This window comes from Paucibacter sp. KCTC 42545 (genome assembly GCF_001477625.1).
Lineage (GTDB): Bacteria > Pseudomonadota > Gammaproteobacteria > Burkholderiales > Burkholderiaceae_C > Paucibacter_A.
The window spans coordinates 1,200,056-1,226,972 of the sequence record NZ_CP013692.1 but is presented as its reverse complement, the minus strand read 5'-3'; the positions used below and the strand labels follow the sequence as shown (position 1 = coordinate 1,226,972).

Below are 26,917 nucleotides of genomic sequence, written 5' to 3'. Positions count from 1 at the left end.
CTGCTAAGTTGCTGCGGTGCGGAAGTGCAGCAGCAGCAGCCGAGTTCAGGAGCGCCGCCGTGCTGCAGCTGCTGACACTGTCATCAGCAAGCCCGATAGCATCAATGCCCAGCTGCCCGGTTCCGGTACCGAGAACACGGCACCACCATCGGCACTGAAGCTGAAGTTGCTGATGGTGTAGGCGTCGGCCTGCGCCGAGAAGCTGGCGGTGGCAAACAGGCTGTGATCCAAATTGCTGTCTCCACCCGCAGCGCGCGTGCGGAAAAAGGTGTCCACATTGAAGCCGCCACTGGCCTGGAAGGCTGTCGGGTCGGTGTTCCCAAGAAAGCGAAACTCGACCTTCAGCGCCGATAAGTCCAGCTGCGAGCCCTCGCCGAAGACCAGCTGGTCGGTCTTGAAGCCACCGGCGCCGTCGCTCTCCACTTCCAGAATCAGGCGGCTGCCAGCGCCGGCCGAGTAGGCGCCATTGATGGCAAACGTGCCGGGGGAATTACCCGGGCTGAAGATGCCGTAATTGGTGACGGTGCCATTGATCGTGCCATTGCCGCCGAGAAAGCCGTTGCTGCCGATGACCACGGTCGGCGCGTTCAGCACACTGTTGTTGATGACCATGGTGGCACTACCGCCATCGGCACTGCCCCCGGCGGTCTTGTGCCGACCCACGCCCACCCAGCCGGCCGTGATGCTGGAGTTCTCGCTGACGATTAAGGTGCCGTCCGAGCCCGACAGGCGGCCGATGTAAAGCGAGCCGTCACCTAGGTCGATGCTGCTGCCGCCACGCACACGGGCAAATGCGGAGCCGTCTCGGCCCACACTCATGGTCGCCAAGCCAGGCGCGGCCGTGATGTGGATGGACGAACCGCCGGATAGCGTCAAGCTGCCATCGCCCAGCGGGTGCACGCCGGAACCACCCAAGTTCAGGCTGGCGCCTGCGGAAGCCATATTACTGAGGTTCAGCACGCTGCCATTGCCAATCGTGGCGACACCGATGCCACCGCCTACGCCAATGCTCAGGCTGGCGCCCGCAAGGTTGTTACCGGTTTGCTGCCCACTCAGCTTGAGTGTGGCGCTATCCACTGTCAACACGCCAACCCCGCCGGCGCGGCCGACCAGCATATTGGTGGCACTGACCATGCCCTGGTTCTGCACCGTCAGCTGGCCATTGGCCTGCGGCCCGTGACCCACACCGATATAAGCGTCACCGCCAGTGACTGCGATCTCCGACCCTGCGCCAGACACCAGCGCGACGCCCTTGCCTCCGATCGTCGCATCGTTGTAGCCGCCAACGATCAAGGATGTCGACCGGCTATCCGCCACCGTCGAGACTGCCTGGCCATTCAACAGCAGCTTGCCACCGGCGCTGATATTGAGCTGACCAGTGCCCTCGCGCCCCACCCGCATAACCGGATTGAAGGCCTCGCCAGGCCCCCCACCTGGCAGTACTGACGCCGCACTGATCAACAAGGTCGAGCCCGCGCCGCTGATGTTCAGCGTGCCGGACGAAGCCGCATCACGACCGATATTGACAGCCGTGCCAGCAGGGCGCGAATCCACTGCCTGCAGACTGATCTTGCCACCGCCACTGATGGTCACGATGCCGGTGCCGCCGCTGCGGCCGATGTCAAAGACACCGTTCGAGGCCCCGCCGTTCGCGGTCGCTGAGGCCGTGCCGTCAATACGCAACTCAGAGCCCGCCCCGTCCACCACCAATTGTCCAAACGAGGCATTGCGGCCGACCGACAAATAAAACATGCCGCTGGCTTGGGCGCCTTCGCGGATCTCCAGCGAGGCACTGCCCAGAGATTGGCCGACCTGCAAGACGCCCGCATCGCCGCTGAACAACAATTTGGAACCAGCGCCCCGCACACCCATATCAGTGCGCCCACCACCACCGCTCAGGTTCAAGTAGTTGTAGACGCCTGCTACGCCGTCGATATGCATCTGACCGCCATCGCGGATATCGATATTGGCCACCGCATAGCGATCCAGCCCGGTAGAGATGCCGGCACCCGGGTTGACAACCGCGCCGGTGAGGTTGTCCCAGGTATCGCCGCCCACCACGGTCCAACGCGATCCAGCGCCGCTGATCAACACATTGCTGACGCTGCGCTCATAGCCGGTGCTGGAGCTGTCCCATTGACGGGTGCCGATCTGAGCGCGGTCGGTCTTCAGTTCTGCACCCGCGAGCACATTGACATTGGCCGTCACCGTGGCGCCCGGCGTGCCGTAGCTGTAGCCAACCAGATTCTGGATCCCCAGACCGGGATGGCCGATGAATAGCTGGCTGCCGATGCGCACTTGGCTGCCAGCACCGGTCAAATTCAGCGTAGCGTTGTCACCCGCTGCACCGCCGACAAAGGAGTCGCAGTAGTGGAACTGAATCAGGCAGGCCTCTCGCTGGGTGCTGGTATCCAGCGTGGCGCCGGCGGCCACGGTCAGTGTGCCCTTGCCCCAGTCACCAATCAGCAGGCGCTGGGTCTGCGCGCCCGTGCCATTGCCAAGCAATTCGATTCGGCTGCCTGGGCCACTCAGCAGGCCGCTGCCATTGCCGTTGCCGCCATTGCCAAAACTCAGGCGCGCCAGCTGCAAAAAGGAGCCTCCATCTACCGACAAGGAACCATTGCTGCCCGCACCGATCCAGAAGGCAGCACCGGGCGCCAAGGTATCGCCCGGCCCAAGTAGGCCGCCCGCGGGGTCCGAGCCAATGCTGCCGCTCGTCGAAATACCTGCTTGCGCGGGCATGACCCACAGCGGCAGCGCTGAGGCCAGAGCAATCAAGGCGACAGGCTTTAGTTTGAAACGCTGCGGAGCAGTGCCGCGCGCTGATGTAAGGGGTGATGCCATGAGCTGATCCTCGTCGGTCGCTCCGACACAGGCGCCGGGGCGGAACGAGAATAGGCAGGCGGTTTCTTCAAGTCATCATCAATCCGAGGACAGCCCGTTTACATCTCAGAGCCAAGAAGCCTGGGCCGCAGCGGGAGAGCCCGCCCTCCAATGCAAACGGGACAAGCGAAAGGCGCTTGTCCCGGCAAGTTTCGCGCTAGGCGATTTGGCTAGGCTTGGTGACTTCAGCTTAAGCGCGGCGGCGCCGTGCGGCCGCACCCACCAGGCCCAAGCCGGCCATCAGCAAAGCATAGCTGGCGGGCTCGGGCACGGCGGCGATGCTGCCCAGGGTCAAATCATTGCTGGCCACCCAGATGGGGTCGCCATTGGGCTGCACGGCGCTGACCTGAAATGCGGTCAGCTGGCTGGTCGAGACGAAACCAAAGAAGCTGCCGGGCGTGGTGTTGTCCACCGTGAACAGCTTCTCGGTGCCATTGGCGTCCAGCACATTCAGGCGGATGGACTGGCCGGGGGCATACGTGCCGTCAGCATTGGTGCCAAAGAAGAAACCACCGACGGCATTGACCTTGTCGGAGAAATTGCCGAAGGTCAGATAGTCGGTCGCAGCGTCGGTGGACAACCAGGCATCGCTGTCGCTGCCGGCGCCGTAAAGCAGCGAGTTCTTACCCTCGCCGGCCACCGACCAGGCCAGGTAGCTGTGCTCGCCCGCCGTGCGCTCGACATAGTTTGGCCCAAGGGCCCAGAAAGGCAGATCGTTAAATGTGTCCACACCCGGCGCTGCGATGGCGGCCATGTACGCAGCCTGAGAGGTGTAGAACGTGATCTCGGCCTGAGCGCTGGAGCTGCAGCCGAACAGCGCGGCAATGGCCAGGACCGGGGCGGTGAAGTAGTGGGTGGCTTGCATGGAATTCCTCGAGGTTCTAAGAAAAATTGACGGGAGCAAGGCGGCGCTGTTTGTTCGGCAAACCATCAGCGCCAAGCCTTGCTCTTTAGGGAGTCCCTAAGCCCCGGGCTTAGAGAATTTCGCAGCGGCCCAGGCGCGCACCGGCCTTGACCTTGGCAGCGGCTTGTGTCGGGAAGGCCACCAAACTGCTGCTGCCGCCTTCGCAGACATAGACCTTCTTCATGTCGACATACCAAGTCATCTGCAGGCCGGTCACACCGCCAACCAGGGTGTTACCGGGGCCGTTGATGCTCAGTGGGTTCTCCATGCCGTACTTCTCGGCTTCCACCACGCCTTGCTTGCGGAAGAACTCGTTCAGACCCAGCCAGCCAATGTCTTCCACCCACATAAAGCCGGCGATACTGGTGAAGAAGCTGCCGACGCGGGCGATGATGACGCGGCCGTCGTCGTTGATGCCGTTGAGTTGCTGCTCCGGCACGCCGAAGTTGGCTTCGACCCAGGCCGGGCCTTCGACCTTGCAGTGGTCAATGCCGTCCCAGCTACTGAAAGGGAAGTCGATGCAGTACTTGGGCGAGCTGATGCTGCGGAAGGCGCTGGGTTCGGTCCCCAAGGTGGGGTTCCAGATCAGCACGCCCTTCTCGGTGGCCAGGGGCACCCGCAGGCCATCGTTGCTGACCAGGTCCGCCGCATAGGCACCGGTCAGAGGCGTCAGATCGATCGGAGCGCCTTCCTTGACCCAGGCATAGGCATTCGTGCCATTGCCTTGACCCACCACCACGCCGCCATCACCGGAGACGCCAGCGGCGCGAATCCAGGGCATCCACTCCATATTCAAGCCATCCAGGCGCAGCGGGCGGCCACCCTTTTTGGCGGTCCACAAATACGGCGCCACACTCAAGGTGCCGAGTTGGGGATCAAAGTCACCGCAGCTGCCATCGGCGTTCTCGTAGGTGCTGAAACCGACGGCCGCTGTGCCCTTGCGGTTCATGCCCCAGCCATAGCTGCTGATGTGGCCACCCCAGCTGTCGCAGCGGTTGCTCAATGCACCCAGCGGCTTCAAGGCATTGGTGTCGTAGTCCCACAGCGCCATCTGCTTGAGCGTGAAGGGCTGGCCATCGGGGTCCACTTGAATCTGGCCGTCGAAGTTGGCCTCCACCATCATGAAGCGGCCATCACCCGTGATGTTGCTCATGGCCGAGGAAAGCAGATCCAGCTCCTGCGGCAGCAAGCGTGGGCCGGTCTTGACGTCCCACACAAACGGCGTGTCGTAGCCCACCATGCCGCCAGCGCGCAGGCCGTCGTCCGACAAGCTGGTCAGGTAGCCGGCCGTCAGAAAGCTGTATTGCACGCCATCGGTACTGCCGTTGAAGATCAGTTTGGCGGTCTTGGTGACGCCGGCCTCGGCCTTGATGGCCGTGGCCACGCAAGGCTTGTCAGCCAGGACGTCATTCGATTCGCCCTCGTTCCAATACTCGGCTTGCGACATCAGCATGGTGGGCTGGGTCGGGTAGCCGCCGCGGTTGATCTCTTCGGTGTAGATCTGATAGCTCTCGCCCGGCTTCAGGTTGTTGATGCGGAAGCGCCCGTCGGGGCCGATCTGCCCTTGCGTTTGGTCACCCGACATCACCGAGATCGCGTCGCCCAGCGGATCCTTGACGTTGCGCGCAATGATGTTGATGCCGCTGTAGCCGGTCTGGCCGTCCTTGAGCACCAAGGTGCCGGCGATCGAGCCGGTCTTGCTGAGGTAGTCGGCCGTGGGATAGAGGTTGGAGATGCCGGCGATATCGTCGGCCCGGTCCACCGTGCTCATCTCATAGCCGGCCGAGCGACCCTTGGCGAGATTGTGCGAGTCGATGAAGGGGAACATCGTCTCGATGTGCTTGGGGTCGATGTGGCTGGCGACGGGGCCGCGCAGCCAGTGGTGAACCGGCGCCACGCAACCGGGCACGCCGGGATAGAGGTCGCGGCCAAAGCCAGGCTCGCTGAAATAGGCGAGTTGGCCATTCGTTTGCGAGTGCGACAGATTGATCGCATGGCCGAACTCATGCGTGAAGATGCCCGCATAGCGCGTGCCATTCACGTCCGCCGGCGGCTGGCTGCGCTGGCCGGCGGGTGGGGCCTCATGATCAACCATCCAGCCATTCATCACGGCGGTGGCCTTGACGATGGTCTCGGGGAAGCCGTCACCGTCGCGGTCTTCGGCGATCTCGGGCATGGCGATGCCCAGCACCTGATCGCGCGGAGCGCCGAAGAACTCCTCCAGCACGCGGCCGTCCACGTCATAGATCACGTAGAAGCCACCTTCGTTGTAGTGGCCGTAGACCAGGCTGGCGGTGGCGCCGTCCTTGACGTCTTGCCCGATGCTGGGCACCTTGCTGAAGGGGATGAATTTGGCCGGGTCGGTTTCAGCGCGCCAAGTGGACGTGCTGACCGAGCTCCACTGCTTCAGGCTGAAGGCAGTGATGTTATTGGCCTGCGCTTCGCTCAAGAAGACCGTGCCGTCGTTCTTGAGGCTGAAGGCGCCGATGTCGGTATAAACCTTGATCGGGCCTTGGCTGGTGTCCCAGCGCAGCGGCTTCAGATTGGCCGGATTGTTGTTCAGCAAGAGGGGGCCGGCCGCCTGGGCGCTGCCCAGCAAAGCCAGGACGCAGCTGGCAAGGGCGCAGCGTTTGAAGTTCTTGTTCATCAGCGCATCTCTCCAGTGCCAATCCAGTTGTTCTTCACCGCACGGCTGACCAAGCCTTGCAGCACATTCACATCCACAGGGCCCGAGGTCGTGCTCAGCATGCTGGTCTCGGGTGCGCGCAACAGATCACGAGTCGAGACTTGAACACCTTCGAACAGGCCGACGTTGTTGAAGCTATTGGCGGCCTTGCCGGCATTGATGGTGAGCTTGCCTTGGGTCAGGCCGACCGGGGTGCTGAGGCCGGTTCGGCTGGCGGGCTTGTTCATGAAGGTCATGACGCGCTCACCCACACGCCAGGAGGGCATGCCTTCGATCTTGGCCGGCAGCAGGTAGCGGCCGTCGTCCATCTTGCGAGCTTTCAGCAGGCCGAATTGGCGGAAGGTGTAGCTGCTCTTGAGGGCCAGGTCTTGCTTGGCACTGCCGGTGACCTTGAGCGTGACTTCGGTGTAGGGCACGCCGTCCTGGATGCCGTCCTTGACCGAGGTGACTTCACCGCTGACGATGATGTCGGCCTTGGCAATCATCTGGCTGAGGTTTTGCGTGGGCAGCTGCGTTGCCTGGGCCAGCGGCGCCAAGCTCGCTGCGCCCAAGGCCAGCAGCCCAGCCAACAGGCCGCGCCTTGGCGGCTTGGAAAAGGGAGCGAAGAGTTTCATCGGGTATGACTCCAGTAGTGAAAGCGTTTGTGTTCGCGACAAGGTCAACCTTATCGACTCGACCCCGCCTGATCCCCCCCCGCCACGGGTGGAACAAGGGGGCGGCGGTCCAGGGAAACCCTGGCGGAAGTGACTTACACCCCTGGTTTGAGGGGGTGAAAAAGGGGTAACGCAGGGTTCACACGGGGTGCTAGCGGGGGTCCACAGGCCGTTTCACGACCCAAGTCAGCCTAGACTCAAGCCATGAAGTACTTGGTGGATCAACAAGAACTCCTGAGCTTGGAAATGGCTGCTGCCACAGCCACTGCGCCAGCACGCCCGCAGGCCTTGCTGGCCCTGGCCTGGCAGCTGCGCCAGCGCGACAGCCAGCGCGCCCTGAGCCTGCTGGCTGACATGAAGCAGCAGCTGTCCCACCACCCTTTGGCACCACAGGACTTGAATCGCCTGATGCTGTGGGCGGCTTTGACCGAATGCGAAGTGGCTGCACTGCGCTGCGAACTGGACGCGGCGCAAGCCTGGCTAGATGCCGCGCGGGCCGCCTTTGACCCCGCTGCCGACAGCTTGGCCGCCGGCGACGCCTGCCTGGCCGAGGCTGGCTTGGCCAAGGCTTTGGGCCAGCGTGAGCGCGAAATGCAGGCACTGGAACATGCGCTGGGGTTCTATGCCCGCGCCGATGACCCACAACGCAGCGGCCTGGCGCTGGGGCTGCTGCGCTGCGAGCGCAGCGTCACCCAGACGGGGCCGGCCAAGGCGGGCGATGTGCCGACAGGAGCTTGGCCGGGAGACTCGGAAGACGCCTCGCCGGCGAATGCAACAACGCAAGCCGATGCCATCAGCCAGGCTCTGAACGAGGCCGCCCAAGCCTATGGCTTGTGCATGCGCCAGCCAGCCGAAGCCGCTGCCCTGTTCACTCAAGCGGCGCAAACCTGCCTGCACATGGGGCTCGTCCGGTTCTATTGCATCCTCAGCATGAACGCCAGCAACTGCCAGCTGGCCCTCGGTGAGTTGGAACAAGCCTCGCAAGGCTTTGAGGCCGCCGCCGAGCGCGCCCGCCACACCGGCTGGCCGCTGCTGGTCGGCATGACGCAGACGCAGGTGGGCAGGCTCTTGCGCTTGCTGGGCCGGGGGCAGGAGAGCCTGCAGGCGCTCAACCAAGCGCTGCTGCAACTGCGGGTGGCGCCGGCGGGCCTGGCCACCGCCTTCGCCTGCAGCGAGCTGGCCTACACCTTGTTCGATGTCGAACGGCCGCTGGACTCCATCGAGGTGATGAAGGAGGCCATGGGTCTATACCGGCAATGGCACTCGGACATCAACCTGGCGCTGGCCTCGGCCCGGCAGGCGCGCAGCTTGGCCACGGTCGGGCGCATCAGCGAGGCCTTGGCCGCCGTGCAAGAGGCGCAATCCCTGGTGGCCCAGCATGACTACGCAGCGCTGACGGTCGACATCAACGAAGCCCTGGCCGAAGTGCACCGCCGCAGCAAAGAGCCGCTGCCCCCGCCGCCCGACATGACCGCCCCCACCGCCACCATCCACTACGCCCAATGCGCCCTGACTCAGGGCATGGACATCAAGGGCTGGAAGCCGCCGCCCGCCTTGCTGGACTATCTGGCTGACGCCTGGGCTGAGGCTGATCAGATGACGCAGGCCTATTCCTATTCCCGCATGGCGCGGCTGGCCGATCAGCAAGAGAGCGCTGTCAATGCCAAGGATCCGCGCGCGCTTATGCACTTGCTGAGTTATCAGCAGTTGGAGGCGGGCACTGGCAACACAGCGTATGAAATACCCAGCACACCGGCACACACCGAGCCCTGGATGCCGCCACATGGCAGGCTGCTGTCCAGCAAAGAGCAGGCCGTGCTTCAATTGCTGGCGCGCAATTACTCCAACAAGGAAATTGCCCAGTCCTTGGGCGTCAGCGCCGAGACCATCAAATGGCGCTTGAAGGCCATGTTCACCAAACTCGAGGCCGGCTCACGCAAGCATGTGGTGACACGCGCGCGCACCTTGGGGCTGCTGAGCGCCAAGGTTTGAACCCAGGCTGATAGCGGGATTGCTGGCGACGCCTTGGGGCGGCAAAGCCTGAACAGCCCGACGCTCCTGGCCTGGACTTCAAACTAGGCCCACCCGTCGCGGGTAGTCAGGATTTCCCTGCTTTGCTCGGCGCTGCACTATGCCGCGCCTGGGCCCTTCCCTAGCATCGCTTGTGCCCATGGTGAGATGTTCTCACTGCGGCACCACTAAAAGGGAAGCAAGCATATGAGTCAAATTTCCAAGTTGATTTTTGCCGGCCTGCTGGCCGCTGCCGTCAGCTCGCCCGCCGCAGCCGCAGGCGTTCGAGTTGAGCTGGGTGGCAGCGTTGAGTACAACGGGATCCAGGGCGGGCTGAGTGGCGTCGGGGCCGGTGATCGCGCGGTGATGAGCTTCATCGTGGACTCGAGCAACTTCCTCGATAGCGAGAGTTTTCCTACACGCGGCTATCGCATCGATCTCAACAGCTTTGATCTCAATATCGCCGGCGTTCATATGAAGCTGGATATCCCCCAAGCCGGCACAGGCGACGCCTTTTTCGTGCTGCGCGACAACGACCCCGGCGTGGACGGCTTCTTCCTGTCCCTGGGTACCGATGTCCGGGTGCCCCTGGCCCTGCGCATACCCGGCCTGGCGCCCGCCCACGAGCTCGAATTTGGACGCACCTTCAGCGTCGACACCACCTTGCATTCGCTCAATATTCTGGATGCCGTGGGCAAGTACGGTTTCGAGGACATGTCCTCCTACCAATGGACCATTGGCCGCTTCGGCAACTACGGGCTTGAGGTCAGCTACGAAACCATCAGCATCACTGCGGTGCCGGAGCCGAGCACGGCCGCCCTCATGGGGCTTGGCGCCTTGGTTTTGCTAGGCGCTAACGCTCGATCCAAGCGCAATGCCCGCCTGACCGAGCTGGGTTAAGGCTCGCGGCGACCCAGCGCGGTCGCGGGTGGGTCGCTGAGCGCAAGCGCCAATCAGCGCCCCGCCTTCTTGCCCTCAGACTGGGCCTTGGCGTCCGCTGGGCCGGCCGCAACAACTTTTCCGGTACGGCCTGCCTTGCCGGCCTTGCCCTTGTCGCCCTCAGCCGACTTCGGTCCGGCAGCAGTGGGTTCAAACACAAGCCGGCGTGCGAAGTTCTTGGCGCGCTCTTCGGTGGCGGGGTGCTCGGCGTCATAGCCGCCTGTGGCAAAAGCGCTGCGGAAGGAGTCCCAGGCCGAGCTGGGGTCCACGGCAGCCAGGCGCAACCATTGCGCGGCGCAGGCATCGGCCTCCAATTCCTGCTCGTCGTTGAAGTGCTGCTGCATGCCGCGCACATAACTAACCAGCTGAGGGATGGTGAAGGCGAAGAACATGCCGTCGCGCAGCGGCTCAAAACTGGCGCCACGCTGGGCCCGCGCCAGCAACTTCTTGCCCAGGTCCCAGCCGTCCTTGCTGGACAGCAGCGAGAACTGCAGATGCTTGAGCGCATGGCGTTTGTAGATATGGGCCATTTCATGAGCCAGCACAAACTCAGCGCCCAGAGTGTTCTCAGACATCAGGTTCAGCATGCTGGTTGAGATTTGGATGCGGCCGCCGAACTTGGCAAAGGCGCCGTCAGCCAACTCCGGGTTGACGCGAATCCCCACCTCGCCCGGGAAGTCCTGCGTTAGCTGGCGGAACTTCTGCGACTGCTGTTGCAACTCATCCAGCGCCAAGCGCTGCAAATCCTTCAACTCCGGCGGACGGCCACTCAACTCGTCAGCCACCGAGCCCAGGCGCTGCTCCACGCTGGCAGGAATCCAGACGGTGGTCTGGGCCAGATAGCGCAGCATGCGGCGGTCGTCATCGCTCAGATCGGAATACTTGAAGTCACTGTCCACCAGAGCTTGCAGACGCAGGCCGGCCTCGGTGCCGCCGTACTCCATCAGCTTCTCGCTGATATCGAACTTCTCCTGCACTTTTTGGCACTGGCGGTCGGGGGCCAGCTCGGCGGCGATCTCAGCAGCGCTCTTCTTGCCGCGCATGTTCGGGGCCTGGCCTGGGGCAAGAGAAGCAGCAGTGCCGGGTCCACTGGCCGCGGTGTCGGCCTGCCGAATCACGCCTGCTGACGTCGGCGCCAACATCTTGAACAGGTCAGACAGCTGAGCCTGTGCCGCTTCGGCGGCCAGCAAAAGCAAACTGCCCGCCAGCACAGCAGTGAATGAGGATGCTTTCATGGTGCACTCCCTTGTTCGTGCAGCAGGGCATCCCACCACAGCTCGTTGTCGACCAGCGTGTCGTACCAGGCCAGTGCCGGGTCTTGCCCCTGGGCGCTGCGTTGCTTTGCCAGCTGCTGCAACTGCTGGGCGCTCTTGCCGGAAATGGTGGAAAACTCGCCACGCGCCAACACCTGGCCGGCGCCATCCAGCAAGCTGTATTCATAGACCGAGCCGGCTTGCAAGGCATTGCCCGGCACTTGCAGCCGGCCTTCGCTGACGCTCAAACTTTGCTGCGCCGCATAGGGCGGCCGTGCCTGGCCACGGGCGATGCGCAGTTGCAGCTGCCGGCCCTGCAGGGCTGCAGCCCCCAATCGAACCTCGCGGCCCTGCTCAGCGGGCAGGACCACGCCGCAGGGCAGGCCCAATGTGCAGGGCTCGCCTTCGCCGCCTGGCAGCGCTGCACGGCTGTCGATGCCATGCCCCCCTACTGCCGCCGTCTTGGCCATGGCTTGCTTTTGCACGCAGTCGCTGGTGATGATGGCGCAGGGCTTGTCCGGTGGTTTGGCCTCGAACTGGGTCTGCACCCTGCCCTGCGCACCTGGCAGCAAACTGAGGCGCAGCCAGCGGCCTTTGTGCAGATAGCCCAGCTCCACCTTGCCCTGCTTGACCTCGATGGATTTGCAATCAGCAAAACGCGTCCACAGCCCTGCTTGCAGCGGCATGTTGCTTGAGCTGGCCGTCGACACGACGCAGCTCGCCTCGCTGCAAGCCAGCATGCAATGGCCGCTGAAGTCAGTGCTGGCTGAAGCTTTGGCCAAACCGGTCAGGCCCATCAGAAGTAGGGCCACCAGCGTCATCGCGGCAGCGCCGTGCCTAAGTACCCAAGTGGGTTGGCAAGGGTTCGGTGGGGTGTTCATGGCGAATTCCCTCACTTGATTTTCAATAGCAGATTAAAGAAGCCGGCCAACACGATCAGCACATAGAGCGCCCAAGCCAGAAGTCGATCGGAACGCCGGGCGCGGAGCAGACGGAGGTCGCGTTGATCCTTGTTGTGGGCTCGATGCGCACCGTGGGCATGGTGCTCGCGCCCATGCTCAGCCGCGTGCGCGGACGAATGCGCAGCCTCGCTCCAACCTTCGACATAGGTATGCAGCAAGAGCCCGATCAAGACATAGATCGGGTTGAACCAGAAAAAGCAATGCACCATCAGGAAAGCCGCCAGGTAAAGGCTGGCCCAGAACAGCAAAGCACCGAGCAGCATGGGCGTTAGCGCACTCAGCATCATCCAAAGCTGCGGCCAGCCTGGCTTGAGACGGTGCAACAAGACCATGGCTGGCGTCACCAGCAGCACAAAGACAAGACCAATGACAAGGTCAACAAAGGCGCCCCACCAAGCAAAACGCCCCTGATCACTGAGCGGCTTGTCAAGGCTCAAAGCCTGCAAGGCATGAAAGGTGGCGCCGTTGACCGGCGCGGGCAAGGCCGCCGGGGTCGGCAGTTGGTCGTAGCCGCCACCACCATCGACCGAGAGCAGCAGAATCGGCGCCGTCAGCGGCATGGTGCGAAGCTGCGCCACAACATCATTGCGAACCGCACCCGGATCGTCCCAGCCCTTTTGCAGCTCTCGCCGATCGGACTCGACCGGGCTGAAGATCAGGCGTTCGCTCTGCAGCAAGGGCCAGTTGTAGTAACGGTCTTCCCACTCGTGCGCATCGGCCTTTCTCTCCTCAGAGACGGGCGCGGGGCAATTGCCCTCGATGGGTAGGCCTCTGGCTTGGCGGCAGGCCATGGTCAAGGCGCAGGCCTTGGCTTTGTGCTCGGCATTGCCCGCATGGATGGCATCACCGGGCTGCCACAGCGCATGGCTCAGCGTGCCCAACGCCGGGAACCAGGTGGGGGGCTCGCCCAGTTTCCGGTGTGACTGCACGGTCGCAAAGCTCAGCGGCCCCTCGGCTTGGCGGCGATGCACCAGCGGTGAAGCGAAATAGAGTCCATATTGACCATCAACCGGCGGGACCGTGACGTTGCAATTCGCCGGGCCGCTCATGAAGCCCGCCACCCGGGCTTTGTCGGTTTCGCCCTCGCCATGCGGCAAGGTGATCACCACCACATTGATGAACTTGCGCAGGCGCTTCAGCACCTCGCTGGCCTGGTCTAAAGGCTCGCCGGGAAGCGGTGCCAGGTCAAAGTCGATGGCCAGCACTTGAGGCAGCGCACGGCGGCCCTGCTGCTTTGCCGCAAGGTGAGCTTGCTGCAGGTTGTCGGCCAGCGCGTTCAAGATCGCGATCTGCCCAGAGCGGTCCAGCGGGCGCGCGCCCTGCAGGCGTTCGACCGTCTCGTAGTCTGGCTTGGAGGCCTCAAAAGCCTGCATGCGCGCATGAGCGCCAAGCTCGATCAATTGAACCGACAAGGGCTGCTCCGACGTCTCCGCCACCTTCTGCATTTCTCGGCTCACGACGGCACCGCTCAATTCGTGCGTTCGCACCAGCACGGCAGAAGTCACTCGGTAATCGATTTGATGGATCACTTCAAGATGAAAGGCATGCAGCAGCACGGTGAGCGCCGTCATCAGCAGCGCCGCCACGGCACCCTTGACTAGATGCTGCCGACAATGGGCGAAAAAACCCTCACTCCCATCCCAGTTCTTCTCGAGGCCGCTCATCCGCATCCTTGAAGTGGCCGCCTCGAACGATGCGTCGGGCCTGGCGCTTAGGCGCGACTGTAGACAGCAGCGGCAACAAGCCTTCACGGTGTCTTTCCCTGCTCATCCACAACTTTGAGGATGCGAGCAAGGCGTGGCGGTCGATTGGAGCCGGCCAGCGGCGCCTGATCCGCTTAATCCGCTTGATGTGCGCTCAGTCTTTCTCCCGGCCGGACCCCGACGAGCGGCCCTGCTGCCGCTCGCCACCCTCCTCGTCCGCGCTGCGGTGGCAGCGCGCGCAGTTCTGAAGATCCTGAATCCCTTCTTCCTCGTGCTCGGCCCGAACATTGGCCGGCGTGTGTTCGTGGCAGCCAAAGCAGGTGTAGCGGCGATAGTCCTTGTTGATGTGGCAGGTCTCGCAGCTCGCCTTATGGTCACCGTCGAGTTGAAACATCGCATCGTGATCAAAAGTAGCTGGCTTCCAAGCTTCCGGGCGATGGCACTGCGTGCAACTGTCCTTGACTTGGCGATGCAGCGAGTCGGCCGGCGCCTTGTGGCAGCTCTCGCAGCGGGCCAGTTCAGCCGCAGGCAGGGCTGCATGCTCAAAGCTCGCCGGCGTCCAGCCCTGGACTTTGTGACACTGGGTGCATCCAATGCTCAGCCTCTGATGCATGGCGTTGCTGGGTGCAGCATGGCAGGCTTCGCAGCGCTCACGGGTCTGCTCGCGCAGCATCTCGTGCGAAAAGGGCTTGCGGCTGGACTGTGCCAGCTTGGGGCCGGCATGATCGCTGTGGCAGGCCATGCAGTTTTGCACCTCCAATTCCTGGTGAAACGCGGTCTTCAGGCGACCTGACGCGCTTGTTGATACCGACCTTGCTGCGGCGGCCGGTTCGACGGCAGGCACAGCCAGGATCGCCACCCCCTTGCTGGTACGCAGTCCTATATCAGCCAGCGCATGGCAGGCCATGCAGCGATCGGCACTGACGCCGCGCAAAGGCGCATGGCAGGCAAAACAGTCGGTGCTCAGCTCGGCATGCGCGGGCACAAGCGGACCGGGGCCAAGCATCAGATGTGGGTAGACAAAAGCTAACACCAGCAAGGCCAGCAAGTTGGCAGCGATCAGCCACCACAGCCAGGGGCGCTTCACTTCCAGCCCCAAAAAAGAAACACCGCCACGATATGGGCCAGCGCCAACACGGCAAAAGCCAGGGTGATGGGGAAGTGCACCGCGCGCCATTGCTTGACAGCGTCAAAGGTCAGGCTGTCCCAGTAGCTGCGCTCGGCCAGTTGTTCGGCGTTGAGGCCCTCCACACGCATCTGCTGGCGCGCGGCTTCAAGGCGGCGGCGCGCGCGTTCGAGCAAATACTTGCCGCTCAAGCCACTGGCCACATTGATCAACATCGCCCAAACAGCCAGCCAGGCCAGGATGGCATTGAAGTGGATGCCGGCATGAACCAAGACCAGCAAAGAGCCCGCCCAAGCCATGAACTCATGCCAGCGCAGCAACTTGGCCGGTTGGCCCCAGCGAATCACTTTGCGCTTGCGCAGCGAATAAGCCAGTGAGGCCAAGATCAGCAACGTGCCCGGAATGCCAAGCCAGCGCCCAATCCAGACGGCATTGAGCAAATGCAGCGCGGCATCGCACAGCAAGGCCAGCGCCCCCAAGGCAAGCAGCGACAGGAAAAAGGGCAAGACTTCGCGGCTGAGCAGGCGTGCTTGCATGGCAGTCAGGCCTCCAGCACCAAGGCCGAGGCCGGTTTGCCGACGCACAGCAGGCAAGCCCCTGAGGCGATGTCGTAATCAGGCGGCTCGGCATAGTCCACCCTGCCGGCAAGAAGCTTGGTGGCGCAAGTGCCGCAGCTGCCCGAGCGGCAACCTGAGTCCACCGCCACGCCATGGCGTTCCGCAAAGTCCAGCAGATTGGCGTCCCGGCCATCCCAGACCAGGCTGCGGCCGGAACGAGTGAACTTGATGTCCAAGGCGACCGACGCTGCCGGCAAGGGCTCATTCGTCATCGGCAAAACAGGCCGCATGGAGGCCGGGCCGAAGGCTTCGAAATGGAGATCCTCCTTGCTAACTCCCCATTCGCGCAGCGCCGGCACCAGGCTTTGCATCATTGGCGGCGGCCCGCAGACATAGAACTGGTTTCGGCCAGGCGGCAGGTGCATGCGCAAGAGCGGCAGGTCGATATAGCCGAGATGCTGATAGCCCCGGCCCAGCACGTCATCACGCTCAGGTCTGCTGTAAACCACATGGATCTTGAAAGCCGGGTGCGCCTGGGCCAGCGCCTCCAGCGTCTGCTTGAAAGCATGGTCGGCACTGCTGCGTACGCCGTAGTAAAGCTGAACCACCCGCTCGGGCTGCTGCGCCAGACACCAGCGCAGCATGCTCATCATGGGCGTGATGCCAATGCCGCCGGCAATCAGAATGGCCGGCGTCGTGGTGGTCGCATCTGTATCGATATAGAAATGGCCGGCCGGTGCCTTGACCTTCAACACATCACCAACCTGCACCTCATCATGAAAAAACGTAGACGACAGGCCCGCTGGCAGCGCCGCTTGCCCCAGCGGCGGCGGCACACGCTTGACGGTGATGCGGTACTCGGCCGGGTCGGGCCGGTCCGACAGCGAGTAGCAGCGGGTCAGCAGAGACTGGGGCCCAGCTACTGCCCCAGCGTCGCTAGGCAATTGCAGCGCAAAAGTGAGGTATTGGCCCGGCTTGAAGGTCGGCAGCGGCGCACCATCCAGCGGCTGCAGATGAAAAGAGCATTGCGTCTGGGCGGCATCTTCGAAATGCCGGCGCAGCACGCGGAAGTCGCGCCAGCCTGGCCAGGCGCTGGCAGCTGACGAGGGCAGCGGCGCATCGATTGGCGGCTGCGGGGCTGCGAGCCGGTGCCGCACGCGCCACAGCAGCACACCCACCCCGGCGGCCATTTGAATCAGCAGCGCGGCGCAGATGAGGCTCAGCAATTGCAAGGCAGTCATGCGGGTCTATCGGGTGTGATCACCGGCTCGCTTGTCCAGTCGGTTCGGCGAGTCGCCGCTTCAGCCTGCCTGCCCGGCACTGTCTCGCCGCCGCTGGGCAGGGCGTGCGGCCCGCTCGTTGCAGTTGTTGCAACCGCCGCATCCGCTGCAGCCAACAATGGCGGCGCAGCCAGCGCCAGATGCCAAACCGCAATGAATAGCGCCGCGATGGTGGGGCCGATGATGAAGCCGTTGAGCCCGAACACCGCCATGCCACCCAGCGTCGTGATCATGACCACATAGTCCGGCAAGCCGGCATCTTTGCCGACCAGCACCGGGCGCAGCAGGTTGTCGACCAAGCCGATCACCAAGCTGCCATAGGCCAGCAGCGCCAGGCTCTGCCAAATCTGCCCGCTGAGCAAGAAATAGGCAGCCACCGGCAGCCACACCAAGCCGGCACCGATCATGGGCAAAAGCGACAAGAACGCCATCACCACCGCCCAGAGCAGCGCACCCTTGACCCCCAGGAACCAGAAGGCGAAACCACCCAAGATGCCTTGAATGCCAGCAATGAGCAGGCTGCCCTTGACCGTGGCGCGCACCACGGCCATGAATTTGGCCAGCAATTCCTGCTTGAACTGCGGCGGCACCGGCAGCGCCAGCACGGCAATGCGTGCCAACTCGACCCCGTCGCGCAGCAGGAAAAATGCCAAATACAGGGCCACGCCCAGGCTGGCAACAAAGCCAAAGGTGTCAAGCCCGATGCCAAAGGCCTGGCCCGCGATGAATTGACTGCCCTGCGCCAAGGCGTTGGTGAGTTGCTGCAGCAGCTTGTTGAAGTCCGCCACGCCGGCATGCTGCAGCAGCGCAGTGACCCAGGTGGGCAACGCATCAAACTGCGCACGCAGATAGAGGGCAGGATTCCATTCGCCGGTGGCGATGTGTTGGTAGACGATAGATGCTTCACGCCCCAGGGATGCGGTCACCACCGCGAAGGGCAAGACCCCCGCCACCAGCACCAGCAGCATCACCACGCCAGCGGCCACATTGCGGCGCCGCTGCACGCGCGGCAGCAGCCGCCGATAGAGCGGCGCGAACAAAATGGCAATGATCAGCGCCCACAGGATGGCGCCGTAAAAAGGCTGCAGAATCCAGCCCAGGGCCAGCGCACTGAGGGCCAGGAGCAGCGGCGGCATCACACCGCTGAAACAGCGGCCGTGTTACCGGCCAGCCGGGCGCAGGCGCTGCGCAGATGCTGTTCGGCCGCGTCGGCAACAGCCTGCAACTCGGGGCCGACCATGCTGCCAACCAGGCGCACCATGATTTGCGGATCCAAAAAACCCACCACGATATGGCCCGGTGAGGCTTCACGCACGATCACATTGCAGGGCAGCAGCAGGCCGATGTCCGGCGCCGCCTGCAGGGCCTGATGAGCCAAAGTGGGTTTGCAAGCGCCGAGGATCCGGTAAGGCAGCATCGCCAGGCCGAGCTTGTCTTGCAGCGCGGCCTGAACATCGATCTCGCTCAAGACCCCGAAACCTTCGCTTTTGAGCGCGTCAACCGTCCGGGCCAGCGCCTGCTCGAAGCTGGTGTCGGTCAAAGTCGTCGTGAAGCCGTACATGGTGCTGCCCTTCCTGCCGGTGGATCCGTCGGAGCCTCCACCCTAGAAGCGTCACCAGCAAGAGTCTGTTCGGCAGCGCACACAAGGGCACGACCAAGCGAACTCGCGGTCGCGCCCGGGCCCGGGCGCGACCGCGAGTCCAAGGGACTTACTTCTCCACGCGCAGCCGGCTGGCTTCCAGCAAGGTTTGGCCGGGCACCCAGCGGGCCAAGCCGGCCAGCTTGCGGCCCACACGCAGGTCCTTGGCCGAGCTGCTCTCAAAGCGTGTGGCCGCGGACCAGTGCAGCAGCATGCCGCCAACGCTGATGGTCTGGCGCACGCCGTCCAGGGCATCAATGCGGCCATTGATCTCCACCGGCTCGGCGGCCTGCGCCACCACCTCGCGCGCCACCAGCACGCCGCCACTCATGCGGCCCGAGACCTCGACTTCGGAGCCCGCCATCAGATCGGCCAGGCCCTCGATCACCGCCTGTGAGGCATCGACCGGCACGCCATCCAGCGCAAAGCGCTGCGCGCTGCTGAATTGCGTGACCCGCCCTTCCAACTCAACCCGCGCGCCCTCGGGCGGGCGAAGCGCATCCTCGCGCAGCGCCAGCAAGGCAGGGTGACCATCGGCGCCCACAGCGCCCAGCACCAGACGCACCACGGCGCCGGGCTCAAGCCCGGCGGGCAGCAGCGCCGGATCAGCCGCGCGCGCCTGCAGGCTACCCACCTGCACCAGCCCGGTGGCCCGGTCGATGCCGCTGAGCAAGCCGCGCAACATATCGGTATCACCCGGCAAGGCCAGGGCCACACGGCTGGCCACCACCTGAGCGCGGGCCAGGTCGAGCTGGCCCCAAACCCGCAAGCTGCGGCCGGTGCCGCCGGCACCGATGCCGTTGATGCCCCACGCCGAGGCCGGCACCTTGACCCGCTGGCCCAGGATGATGGCGGTCTGCGCATCCAGCCAGGTCGGCATGCCGCGCAGCTGGGTGTCCACCACCAGGGACTGCACCAAGGCCAGGTTGCGCCCGGCCAGGCTCATGATCTGCCCGGCCTGCACTCGGGCCGTCATGCCGGGTTCGATCTCGTTGACCCGCAGGCTCTGGCCGTCGCCGTCCCTCAGCTGCGCGCCGGCGGTGACCAGCTGCACGCCGCCGACGCTGATCGGCGCCACGGCAGTCACCGTCGCACTCAAAAAGCTGCGCTTCACGATGCCGGTGCCGCCGGCGCCTATGCCAAGCGGATGACTGGTCGGCTGTTCAGTGACGGTCTCGCTGCCGCCGCAGGCCGATAAAGCCGCGCTGCCAGCGAATGCGAGCAATAAATGGCGCCGGGACGGATTCAACTCAGGACTTGGCTTCATGATCGTTCTCGGGTTCGCTGAAACTAAAAAGACCCAGGCGGGCGCGGTGCGTGCCGCTCAGGCCGGCGGCTTGATCCTCGGCCACGCGCCGCTCCAACTCAGGCACGACCTCGGCTAATACGCGCTGCCACTGCTGCGCGGCGATCTCGCGGATCGCCGTCGCCGTGGGCTCGCTGAGTTCATCGGCAAAGATGGCTTGTTCAAAGTGCCGCCGGTCGCGGTGAATGACATTGGCGCTGGCCGCGGCGAGGTGGTCGCCGACATTGGCGCCGAGGAAGCCAAACATCTGCGCATCGTCCTTCTCGGGCACAAAGCGGTCGGGCTCCAGCAGCACGGTCTGGCCGTCCTCGCTCAGGCGCGCCAGGCCCAGGCGCAGCATCTCGTCGAGCAGGCTGCGCGGGTGCACATGGCGGGTGATGGACTGAGCCAGTGTTTCAAAGCTGGGTGACTTGCCGGTGCGCGGCAAGGCGCGCGGCTGGCCGGCCTCGTCACGCAGCTTCTTGGCCGTGCTCCAGCGCAGATAGAGCTGGTTGACGGCCGAGGGCTTGGCCGCCGCGTTCTGGTCGGGTGCGGCGCTCAGCCTGGCCACCTCGCGCCGGCTCAGGCCCGTGGCTGTGGCGACCTGGCTCACGTCGCGCGCCCCCACCCCGCCGGCGGCGCGCTTGGCTTCGCGAGCGGCGTCCACAAAGGCTTGCTTGAGCGCCTCCTCGGCCTGGTCATAGGGCAAGCCCTGCGCCACGCAAAGCCGCGTGAGCGGCAGCAGCACAGACTCAAGAGCCCGCAGTAACAACTCATTGCGTTTTTCCATTTGACAGAAGAATTCTACGCGCGCAAAGTTAAATGCGCAATTTGTGCATTTCGCCAAATGCTCAGCCAAAGGAGCCTCTCATGCCCAGCTACACGCTCAACGTCAATGGCAAAGATCGCCCGGTCACCGTCAGCTCGGCAGACATGCCGCTGCTGTGGGTCTTGCGCGATGTGCTCAACCTCACCGGCACCAAATACGGCTGCGGCATCGAGGTCTGCGGCGCCTGCACCGTGATGGTCAACGGCGAGCCGCAAAAGTCCTGCGATATGGACGTTTCCTCCGCGGTGGGCAAGCGCATCGTCACGATTGAAGGCCTCTCGCCCGACCGCAGCCACCCCGCGCAAAAAGCCTGGATCGCCCACCAAGTGCCGCAATGCGGCTACTGCCAGTCGGGCATGTTGATGGCCACCGCCTGCGCGATGCAGGCCGGGCATCGCGGCGCCTCGATCGCTTCGGAACTCAGCAATGTCTGCGTCTGCGGCACCTACCAGCGCATCAAGAGCGCTGTGACCACGCTTTAAACAGGACTCATCATGCGCACTCCTCCCCTTCAACGCCGTGAGTTCCTCGCCTCCACCGTCGCCAGCTCGGTGGCTTTCACCCTGGGCTTCCAGCTCGATGGCCGCGAGGCCCAGGCCGCCACGCCAGGCACCCCTAACGCGACCCAGGTCAACACCTGGCTGAGCATTGGCGCCGATGACAGCATCACCCTCACCGTGGGCGCCTCCGACATGGGCCAGGGCTCGGTGCAAGGCCTGGCGCAGATCCTGGCCGAGGACCTGATGGTCAACCCGGCCCGCGTCCGCATCGCGCAAGGCGGGCCCACCTTGGTGACACCCGCGCCGGTGGGCAGCGCCATCAACACGGTGGGCTCCGGCGTCACCCGCAACAATTTCTGGCGCTTGCGTGACGCCGGCGCCATCGCCCGCGAGACCCTGGTGCAGGCAGCCATGAACCGACACGGCGACGCCTCCCGCAGCAGCTACACGGTGCTGGACGGCGTGGTCAGCCACAGCAGCGGCGCGCGCTACAGCTATGGCCAGCTGGCCCCGGCCGCCGCCTTGCTGACGCCACCCGCCAGCGCGCCCCTGGTGCCCGGCGCCCAGCTGCGCTGGATCGGGCAGGCGCTGGAGCGGCAAGACATCCCGAGCAAGGTGGACGGCAGCGCCCGCTACGGGCTGGACGTGCGCCTGCCCGGCCAGGTTTTCGCGGTCGTCAAGCATTGCCCCACCTTTGGCGGCAAGCTGGCGGCAACGCCGGCCAAGCCGGGCGCGGCGATCGCCCTGGTGCCGCTGTCGGTAACGCCCGGCACCGCGCGGGGCGCCGATGTGGCGGGCAATATCAACGCCGTGGCGGTGGTGGCCAGCACCAGCTGGGACGCGATGCGCCTGGCCCGCAGCCTGGGCGTCAAATGGCTGCTGCCCGCCAATGCCGCTGCGCTCAATAGCGCGCAAATCCTGGCCGACGCCAAGGCCTTACTCAAAAGTGCCCCACCCTTTGTGGCCGGCGCCGCCAACCCGCCGGGCACCTGCTACACGGTGGAGGCCAGCGCCAGCAACCCGGATGCCGCCCTCGCCCGCAACGACGTCAAGCGCCTGGACGCGACCTACTCCCTGCCCTATGTGGCCCATGCCTGCATGGAGGTACTGAACTGCACGGTCGACTATGTGGCCGGGCAGCGCTGCGACGTTTATGCGCCCACCCAGTCCGCGCGCAATGCGCTGGCCATCACCATGCAGCTCACCGGCCTGCCTGAGAGCGCGGTGCACATCCACACCACCCTGCTCGGCGGCGGTCTCGGCCGCAAGGCCGAGGTGGACTTCATCGCCCAAGCGGTGCAGCTGGGCATGGCCTTGGGCCGGCCGGTGCAACTGGTCTACCCACGCGAGGAAGACTTCACCCACGATCAATACCGCCCCATGGCCGCCGTGCAGGTGCGTGCCGCGCTCGACCCCGGCCAGGCCGTCGCGGGCTGGATCTACCGCAATGTCTCGCCCTCCATTCTTGGCCAACGCGGCAGCGTCTTGGGCCCCAAGGGCGACAGCCAGGGCTATGAGGCGGCTCAAGCTTTGCCCTATGCCTTTGGCGCGCGGCGGGTCGAGTGGGTCAGCCACCCCTCGCCTATCCCGGTCGGTTTCTGGCGCTCGGTGGGCGCTTCGATCAACACCTTTGCGGTGGAATCGGCCATCAATGAGCTGGCGCAAATGGCGGGCCAAGACGCGTTGCAATTCCGCCGCGCCCGCCTGACCGACCCGCGCTGGATCGCAGTGCTGGATGCCGTGGCCGGCGCCAGCGGCTGGAGCAGCCCGCCGCGCGCCGGCAGCGCCCGCGGTGTGGCCATCGGCAGCGCCTTCAACACCATCGTGGCCATGGTGGTTGAGATCACCGGCAGCAGCCTGAGTAACTTCAAGCTGAGCCGGGTCTGGCTGGCTTGCGACAGCTACCTCACCGTCAACCCGCGCAATGTGGAGGCGCAGCTGATCGGCGGCGTGGTGCACGCCATCAATGCCACGCTCTACGGCCAGCAGACCTTTGTGAATGGCGCGGCGCAGCGCAAGAACTTCAACACCAACCCGATGATCCGCTTGCAGCAGATGCCCACCGTCTCGGTCACCCTGATCCCCAGCCCGGCGGAACTGGACCGTACTCAGGCCATCGGCGGCGTGGGCGAGTTGGGCGTGCCCAGCTTCGCACCCGCACTGGCCGGCGCGCTGCTCAAACTCACCGGTCAGGCGGTGCGCAGCTTGCCTTTGTTGCCGACGGCAACGATGGGAGAAGGCTGAAACAAGGGAAGGAAGCGACTGGCCGCGCCATCCTTCCAAGGCCCCGACCCGCCGCGGCGGGCGGCGGTTCAAGGCAGTTCAATCAAGACTGCCGCACCACCCGCTGCGGGAAGGGGATCTCCACATTCAGCTCATTGAGCAAGCGCAGCAGGGCCATATTGACGTCAGAGCGCGGCCCACCCTGGCCGTTTTGCGGGTCAGCAATCCAGAAGTACAGGGTCAGCTCCAGGCCATCGGCGGCGAAGCTGCTCAGCTGAACGCTGGGCTCGGGCGTCCTCAGCACCCGCTCCACGCTCAGCGCCGCGGCAACCATTTTGGGGAACAGGCTGTCGAGATCGGTGCCGTAAGCCACCGTTACCACCGTGTTGAGCAGCACCTGCGGGTCGGCCAGCGACATGTTTTCGACCCGCTGGGTGATCAGCATCTCATTGGGCAGAATCGCTTCGCGGCCGCTGAGCGCGCGGATGACGGTGTAGCGGGTGTTGATATCGCTGATGCGGCCTTCAAAGTTATCCACCTTGACCATATCGCCGATGCGCAGCGAACGCTCCGCCAGGATCACAAAGCCCGACACATAGTTGGACGCCAGCTTCTGCAAGCCAAAGCCGATACCCACGCCCAGCGCGCCGCCCAGCACACCCAAAGCGGTGAGGTCGATCCCGGCCGAGGACAAGGCAATCAACAAGCCGCCGAACAAAAAGATCGCCCGCGTCGCATTGGCGGCAATCTTGCGCAAGGACAAATCCATCGTGCCGCCGCGCAACAAGCGGGCTTCGATCAAGGAAGAAATCCACAACGACACCACCAGGACGATGACGGCCGAGAAGGCGCCTTCGACCAGATTGCGCAGCGTCATCTGCGAGCCGCCCATCTTCCAGCGGATGTCCTCAAACTCCTTCAGCACAAAGGGCAGGATGCCGGTGACCCACAGAATCGAGCCGCCCCAGGCCAGCCAGGAGACAGTGCGCTCCAGGGTCTTAAGCATCTTGGAGTCGGGAAAGGCCGCGCCCAGCACCCGCACGCTCAGGCGAATCAGCACCAGCGACACCAAGACCGGCACCGCCAGCTTGAACACCGCCGGCGACACCCCCACCAGCGGCAAGGTGCGCTTGGCAATGATGGCCAGCACCAAGGCCAGCACCGGGAACAAGACGCCGTCCACCACATGGGTGCCGAACAGCACCGAGTTAGTCCGATGCGGCACCCGGCGATTGATCAGGTTCACCACCAACCACGACACGCCCAAACAGGCCAGAAAGACACCCAAGCCCAGCAAGGCGGTCGGCGTCAGCAGAGATTGCAGCAAGCCCTGGAGTTCGGCGAGGTCGAAAGTGCTGTTGGTCTGATTCATGCGGATGAGTGGGGGCAAACAAGAAGATCGCCATTTTCACCGACTCGCCGAGCGGCCTGTGCGGCCCATGCACCCCGAGTGTCCTGGGCGTCACGCTGAGACAGCATCAAGCTTCGGTCGGGCTAGGCTCAGACTGAGCCCGGCCTCACTCAAACGCCAGACATCGCCCGCAAATGCACGCCGACGCTGCGCGCCAAGGCGCCCAGGTGGTAGCCGCCTTCCAGGCAGGAAACGACGCGGCCCTGGGCATGAGCTTTGGCCACATCCATGATGCGCAAGGTCAGCCATTCGTAGTCGGCCTCGACCAGGCCGAGTTGGCCCAGATCATCATCCCGATGGGCATCAAAGCCAGCCGAGATAAAGATCATCTGCGGCTTGAAGCGCTCCAGCGCCGGCAACCACATGGCCTCGACCATCTCACGCACCTCGCCGCCACGGGTATAGGCGGGCACCGGCACATTGACCATGTTCTCGCCTTTGGGCACGGCGCCGCTGTAGGGGTAGAGCGGGTCCTGGAAGATGCTGACCATCAGCACCCGGTCATCGCCGGCAATGATGTCCTCGGTGCCGTTGCCATGGTGCACATCGAAGTCCACGATGGCCACGCGCTTGAGGCCGCGCACGTCCAGGGCGTAGCGGGCGGCAATCGCCACATTGTTGAAGAAGCAAAAGCCCATGGTCTGGTCGCGCGTGGCGTGGTGGCCGGGCGGGCGCACCGCGCAAAAAGCGTTCTCATGCGTGCCGTCCAGCACCAGCCGGGTGGCTTGCACCGCGGCGCCGGCGGCGCGCAATGCCGCCGCCCAGGTGTGCGGGTTGGCCACCGTGTCGGGGTCCATGGCGTGGTGGCTGCCATTGGCCGCGCAGGCCTGCAGCACCTCGGCCACCTCGCTGACATAGCCGTGGGTATGGGCGCGCTCCACATCGGCCATGCGCACCTCTTCGGCTTCTAGGCGCACCAGGGTCTCGCCGATGCCGCTGGCAATCAGCCAGTCTTCAATGGCATCCAGCCGCTGCGGGCACTCGGGGTGGCCTGCGCCCATATCGTGGCGGCGGCAGTCGGGATGGCTCAGGTAGGCAGTGGACATGGGGCGGGCAGCTTTTAACTGTTTTTCCAAGGGATGGCCCGTCATGAAGTTTGCTATGGTGTGACGCATGAGTTCCGCATCACGCCAACAAAGCACTGCACTTCTGACAGCCCTTCAGCAGCAGATTAGCACGATCATCAAGGGCAAACCGGCGCAGATCCGCGACTGTGTGGCCTGCTTGATCGCCGGCGGCCATTTGCTCATCGAGGACTTGCCCGGTGTGGGTAAAACGACCCTAGCCCATGCCTTGTCGATTTCCATGGGCTTGAAGTTCTCGCGCCTGCAGTTCACCGCCGACCTGATGCCCTCGGACTTGCTGGGCGTGACGATTTACGAGCGCGAGAAAGCGGCCTTCGAATTCCACCCCGGTCCGGTATTCGCCCAAGTGCTGCTGGCCGATGAGATCAACCGCGCCGGGCCGAAGTCGCAAAGCGCCTTGCTCGAAGCGATGGAAGAGCAGCAAGTCAGCGTGGACGGCGTCAGCCACCCCCTGCCCCAGCCTTTTTTCGTCATCGCCACCCAAAACCCCAGCGAACAGCTCGGCACCTACCCCCTGCCCGAGTCGCAGCTGGACCGCTTTTTGATGTGCATCTCCCTGGGCTACCCCGACCGCGCCGCCGAGCGCGAACTGCTCAGCGGGCAAGACAGCCGCGAGGCCATGCGCGCCCTGCAGCCGGTGATGTCGCCCGCCGCCGTGTTGCAGGCGCAGGCCGATGTGCGCGAGGTTCATGCCTCCGCCGCGCTGCTTGATTATTTGCAGGCCCTGCTCGCAGCCACCCGCTCGGGCCAGTGGTTTGCCGAAGGGCTGAGCCCGCGTGCGGGCCTGGGCGTGCTGCGCGCCGCCCGCGCCCGCGCCCTTCTGGACGGCCGCGACTTTGTGGCGCCCGAAGATGTGCAAGCCATCCTGCCCCAGACCATTGCCCACCGCCTGGTACCCAAAGCGGGTGCGGGACGCGGCGCTCGTGAGCAGGTGCGCGCGATGATCGAAGCCATCGCCCTGCCCTGAACCTTGGCCAGACATTAGCGCC

Annotated in this window: 21 protein-coding genes; 5 read left to right on the top strand and 16 right to left on the bottom strand. The window is 64.4% G+C overall.

From position 1 onward, the window contains the following. Nucleotides 1-45: 45 nt before the first annotated feature. From AT984_RS05415 to AT984_RS05400, 4 genes are all read right to left on the bottom strand, one after another. The gene (locus AT984_RS05415) at nt 46-2,844 is read right to left on the bottom strand and encodes a PEP-CTERM sorting domain-containing protein (RefSeq protein ID WP_156421907.1); all 2,799 of its coding nucleotides are present in this window, start codon (nt 2,842-2,844) and stop codon (nt 46-48) included. 229 nt (nt 2,845-3,073) lie between these two features. After that, entirely contained in the window at nt 3,074-3,748 is a 675-nt protein-coding gene (locus tag AT984_RS05410) for a PEPxxWA-CTERM sorting domain-containing protein (protein WP_058719215.1), read from the bottom strand. A gap of 109 nt (nt 3,749-3,857) precedes the next feature. Further along, on the bottom strand, nt 3,858-6,434 hold the full coding sequence (locus AT984_RS05405; RefSeq protein WP_058719214.1) for a hypothetical protein: 2,577 nt from the start codon (nt 6,432-6,434) through the stop codon (nt 3,858-3,860). Beyond that, the gene (locus AT984_RS05400) at nt 6,434-7,087 is read right to left on the bottom strand and encodes a hypothetical protein (RefSeq protein WP_058719213.1); all 654 of its coding nucleotides are present in this window, start codon (nt 7,085-7,087) and stop codon (nt 6,434-6,436) included. The genes AT984_RS05405 and AT984_RS05400 overlap by 1 nt, the downstream gene beginning before the upstream one ends. Before the next feature lie 243 nt (nt 7,088-7,330). Here AT984_RS05400 and AT984_RS05395 point away from each other — a divergent pair, with 243 nt between their 5' ends. Both AT984_RS05395 and AT984_RS05390 read left to right on the top strand, forming a co-directional pair. Next, nucleotides 7,331-9,118, top strand: a complete 1,788-nt coding sequence (locus tag AT984_RS05395; RefSeq protein WP_058719212.1) for a helix-turn-helix transcriptional regulator — start codon at nt 7,331-7,333, stop codon at nt 9,116-9,118. 225 nt (nt 9,119-9,343) lie between these two features. After that, complete coding sequence (locus AT984_RS05390) at nt 9,344-10,036, top strand: PEP-CTERM sorting domain-containing protein (RefSeq protein WP_058719211.1); 693 nt, start codon at nt 9,344-9,346, stop codon at nt 10,034-10,036. Between the two features lie 53 nt (nt 10,037-10,089). On the opposite strand, the gene AT984_RS05385 is transcribed toward AT984_RS05390, so the two are convergent. The 10 genes from AT984_RS05385 to AT984_RS05340 all read right to left on the bottom strand — a co-directional run bounded on the left by AT984_RS05385 (nt 10,090) and on the right by AT984_RS05340 (nt 20,670). Beyond that, a complete protein-coding gene (locus AT984_RS05385; protein ID WP_082679807.1) occupies nt 10,090-11,310 on the bottom strand; it encodes a M48 family metalloprotease in 1,221 nt (406 codons plus the stop codon). After that, entirely contained in the window at nt 11,307-12,209 is a 903-nt protein-coding gene (locus AT984_RS05380) for a hypothetical protein (protein ID WP_156421906.1), read from the bottom strand. Before AT984_RS05380 ends, AT984_RS05385 begins: the two co-directional genes overlap by 4 nt. An 11-nt stretch (nt 12,210-12,220) precedes the next feature. Beyond that, nucleotides 12,221-13,861 carry a hypothetical protein gene (locus tag AT984_RS05375; protein ID WP_156421905.1) on the bottom strand — a complete coding sequence of 547 codons (1,641 nt, stop codon included), beginning with the start codon at nt 13,859-13,861 and terminating at the stop codon, nt 12,221-12,223. 286 nt (nt 13,862-14,147) lie between these two features. Next, nucleotides 14,148-15,080 carry a hypothetical protein gene (locus AT984_RS05370; RefSeq protein ID WP_058722109.1) on the bottom strand — a complete coding sequence of 311 codons (933 nt, stop codon included), beginning with the start codon at nt 15,078-15,080 and terminating at the stop codon, nt 14,148-14,150. Continuing rightward, a complete protein-coding gene (locus AT984_RS05365) occupies nt 15,077-15,655 on the bottom strand; it encodes a hypothetical protein (RefSeq protein WP_058719207.1) in 579 nt (192 codons plus the stop codon). Before AT984_RS05365 ends, AT984_RS05370 begins: the two co-directional genes overlap by 4 nt. 5 nt (nt 15,656-15,660) lie before the next feature. Continuing rightward, the gene (locus AT984_RS05360) at nt 15,661-16,917 is read right to left on the bottom strand and encodes a 2Fe-2S iron-sulfur cluster-binding protein (protein WP_082679806.1); all 1,257 of its coding nucleotides are present in this window, start codon (nt 16,915-16,917) and stop codon (nt 15,661-15,663) included. Further along, the gene (locus tag AT984_RS05355) at nt 16,914-18,092 is read right to left on the bottom strand and encodes an AI-2E family transporter (protein WP_082679805.1); all 1,179 of its coding nucleotides are present in this window, start codon (nt 18,090-18,092) and stop codon (nt 16,914-16,916) included. The genes AT984_RS05360 and AT984_RS05355 overlap by 4 nt, the downstream gene beginning before the upstream one ends. Continuing rightward, complete coding sequence (locus tag AT984_RS05350; RefSeq protein WP_058719206.1) at nt 18,092-18,517, bottom strand: DUF302 domain-containing protein; 426 nt, start codon at nt 18,515-18,517, stop codon at nt 18,092-18,094. The genes AT984_RS05355 and AT984_RS05350 overlap by 1 nt, the downstream gene beginning before the upstream one ends. A 148-nt stretch (nt 18,518-18,665) precedes the next feature. Next, complete coding sequence (locus tag AT984_RS05345; protein WP_156421904.1) at nt 18,666-19,862, bottom strand: DUF5666 domain-containing protein; 1,197 nt, start codon at nt 19,860-19,862, stop codon at nt 18,666-18,668. Then, the gene (locus AT984_RS05340; RefSeq protein ID WP_058719204.1) at nt 19,846-20,670 is read right to left on the bottom strand and encodes a DUF6502 family protein; all 825 of its coding nucleotides are present in this window, start codon (nt 20,668-20,670) and stop codon (nt 19,846-19,848) included. Before AT984_RS05340 ends, AT984_RS05345 begins: the two co-directional genes overlap by 17 nt. A gap of 80 nt (nt 20,671-20,750) precedes the next feature. Here AT984_RS05340 and AT984_RS05335 point away from each other — a divergent pair, with 80 nt between their 5' ends. Further along, a complete protein-coding gene (locus AT984_RS05335; RefSeq protein WP_058722107.1) occupies nt 20,751-21,191 on the top strand; it encodes a (2Fe-2S)-binding protein in 441 nt (146 codons plus the stop codon). Nucleotides 21,192-21,203: 12 nt separating this feature from the next. Then, complete coding sequence (locus AT984_RS05330) at nt 21,204-23,453, top strand: xanthine dehydrogenase family protein molybdopterin-binding subunit (RefSeq protein WP_058719203.1); 2,250 nt, start codon at nt 21,204-21,206, stop codon at nt 23,451-23,453. Between the two features lie 82 nt (nt 23,454-23,535). On the opposite strand, the gene AT984_RS05325 is transcribed toward AT984_RS05330, so the two are convergent. Beyond that, nucleotides 23,536-24,804 carry a mechanosensitive ion channel family protein gene (locus tag AT984_RS05325; protein WP_058719202.1) on the bottom strand — a complete coding sequence of 423 codons (1,269 nt, stop codon included), beginning with the start codon at nt 24,802-24,804 and terminating at the stop codon, nt 23,536-23,538. A 149-nt stretch (nt 24,805-24,953) separates the two neighbouring features. Beyond that, nucleotides 24,954-25,889, bottom strand: coding sequence for a histone deacetylase family protein (locus AT984_RS05320; protein ID WP_058719201.1), 936 nt, complete (start codon nt 25,887-25,889; stop codon nt 24,954-24,956). A 67-nt stretch (nt 25,890-25,956) separates the two neighbouring features. Here AT984_RS05320 and AT984_RS05315 point away from each other — a divergent pair, with 67 nt between their 5' ends. After that, nucleotides 25,957-26,895, top strand: a complete 939-nt coding sequence (locus tag AT984_RS05315) for an AAA family ATPase (protein WP_058719200.1) — start codon at nt 25,957-25,959, stop codon at nt 26,893-26,895. Nucleotides 26,896-26,917: the final 22 nt, after the last annotated feature.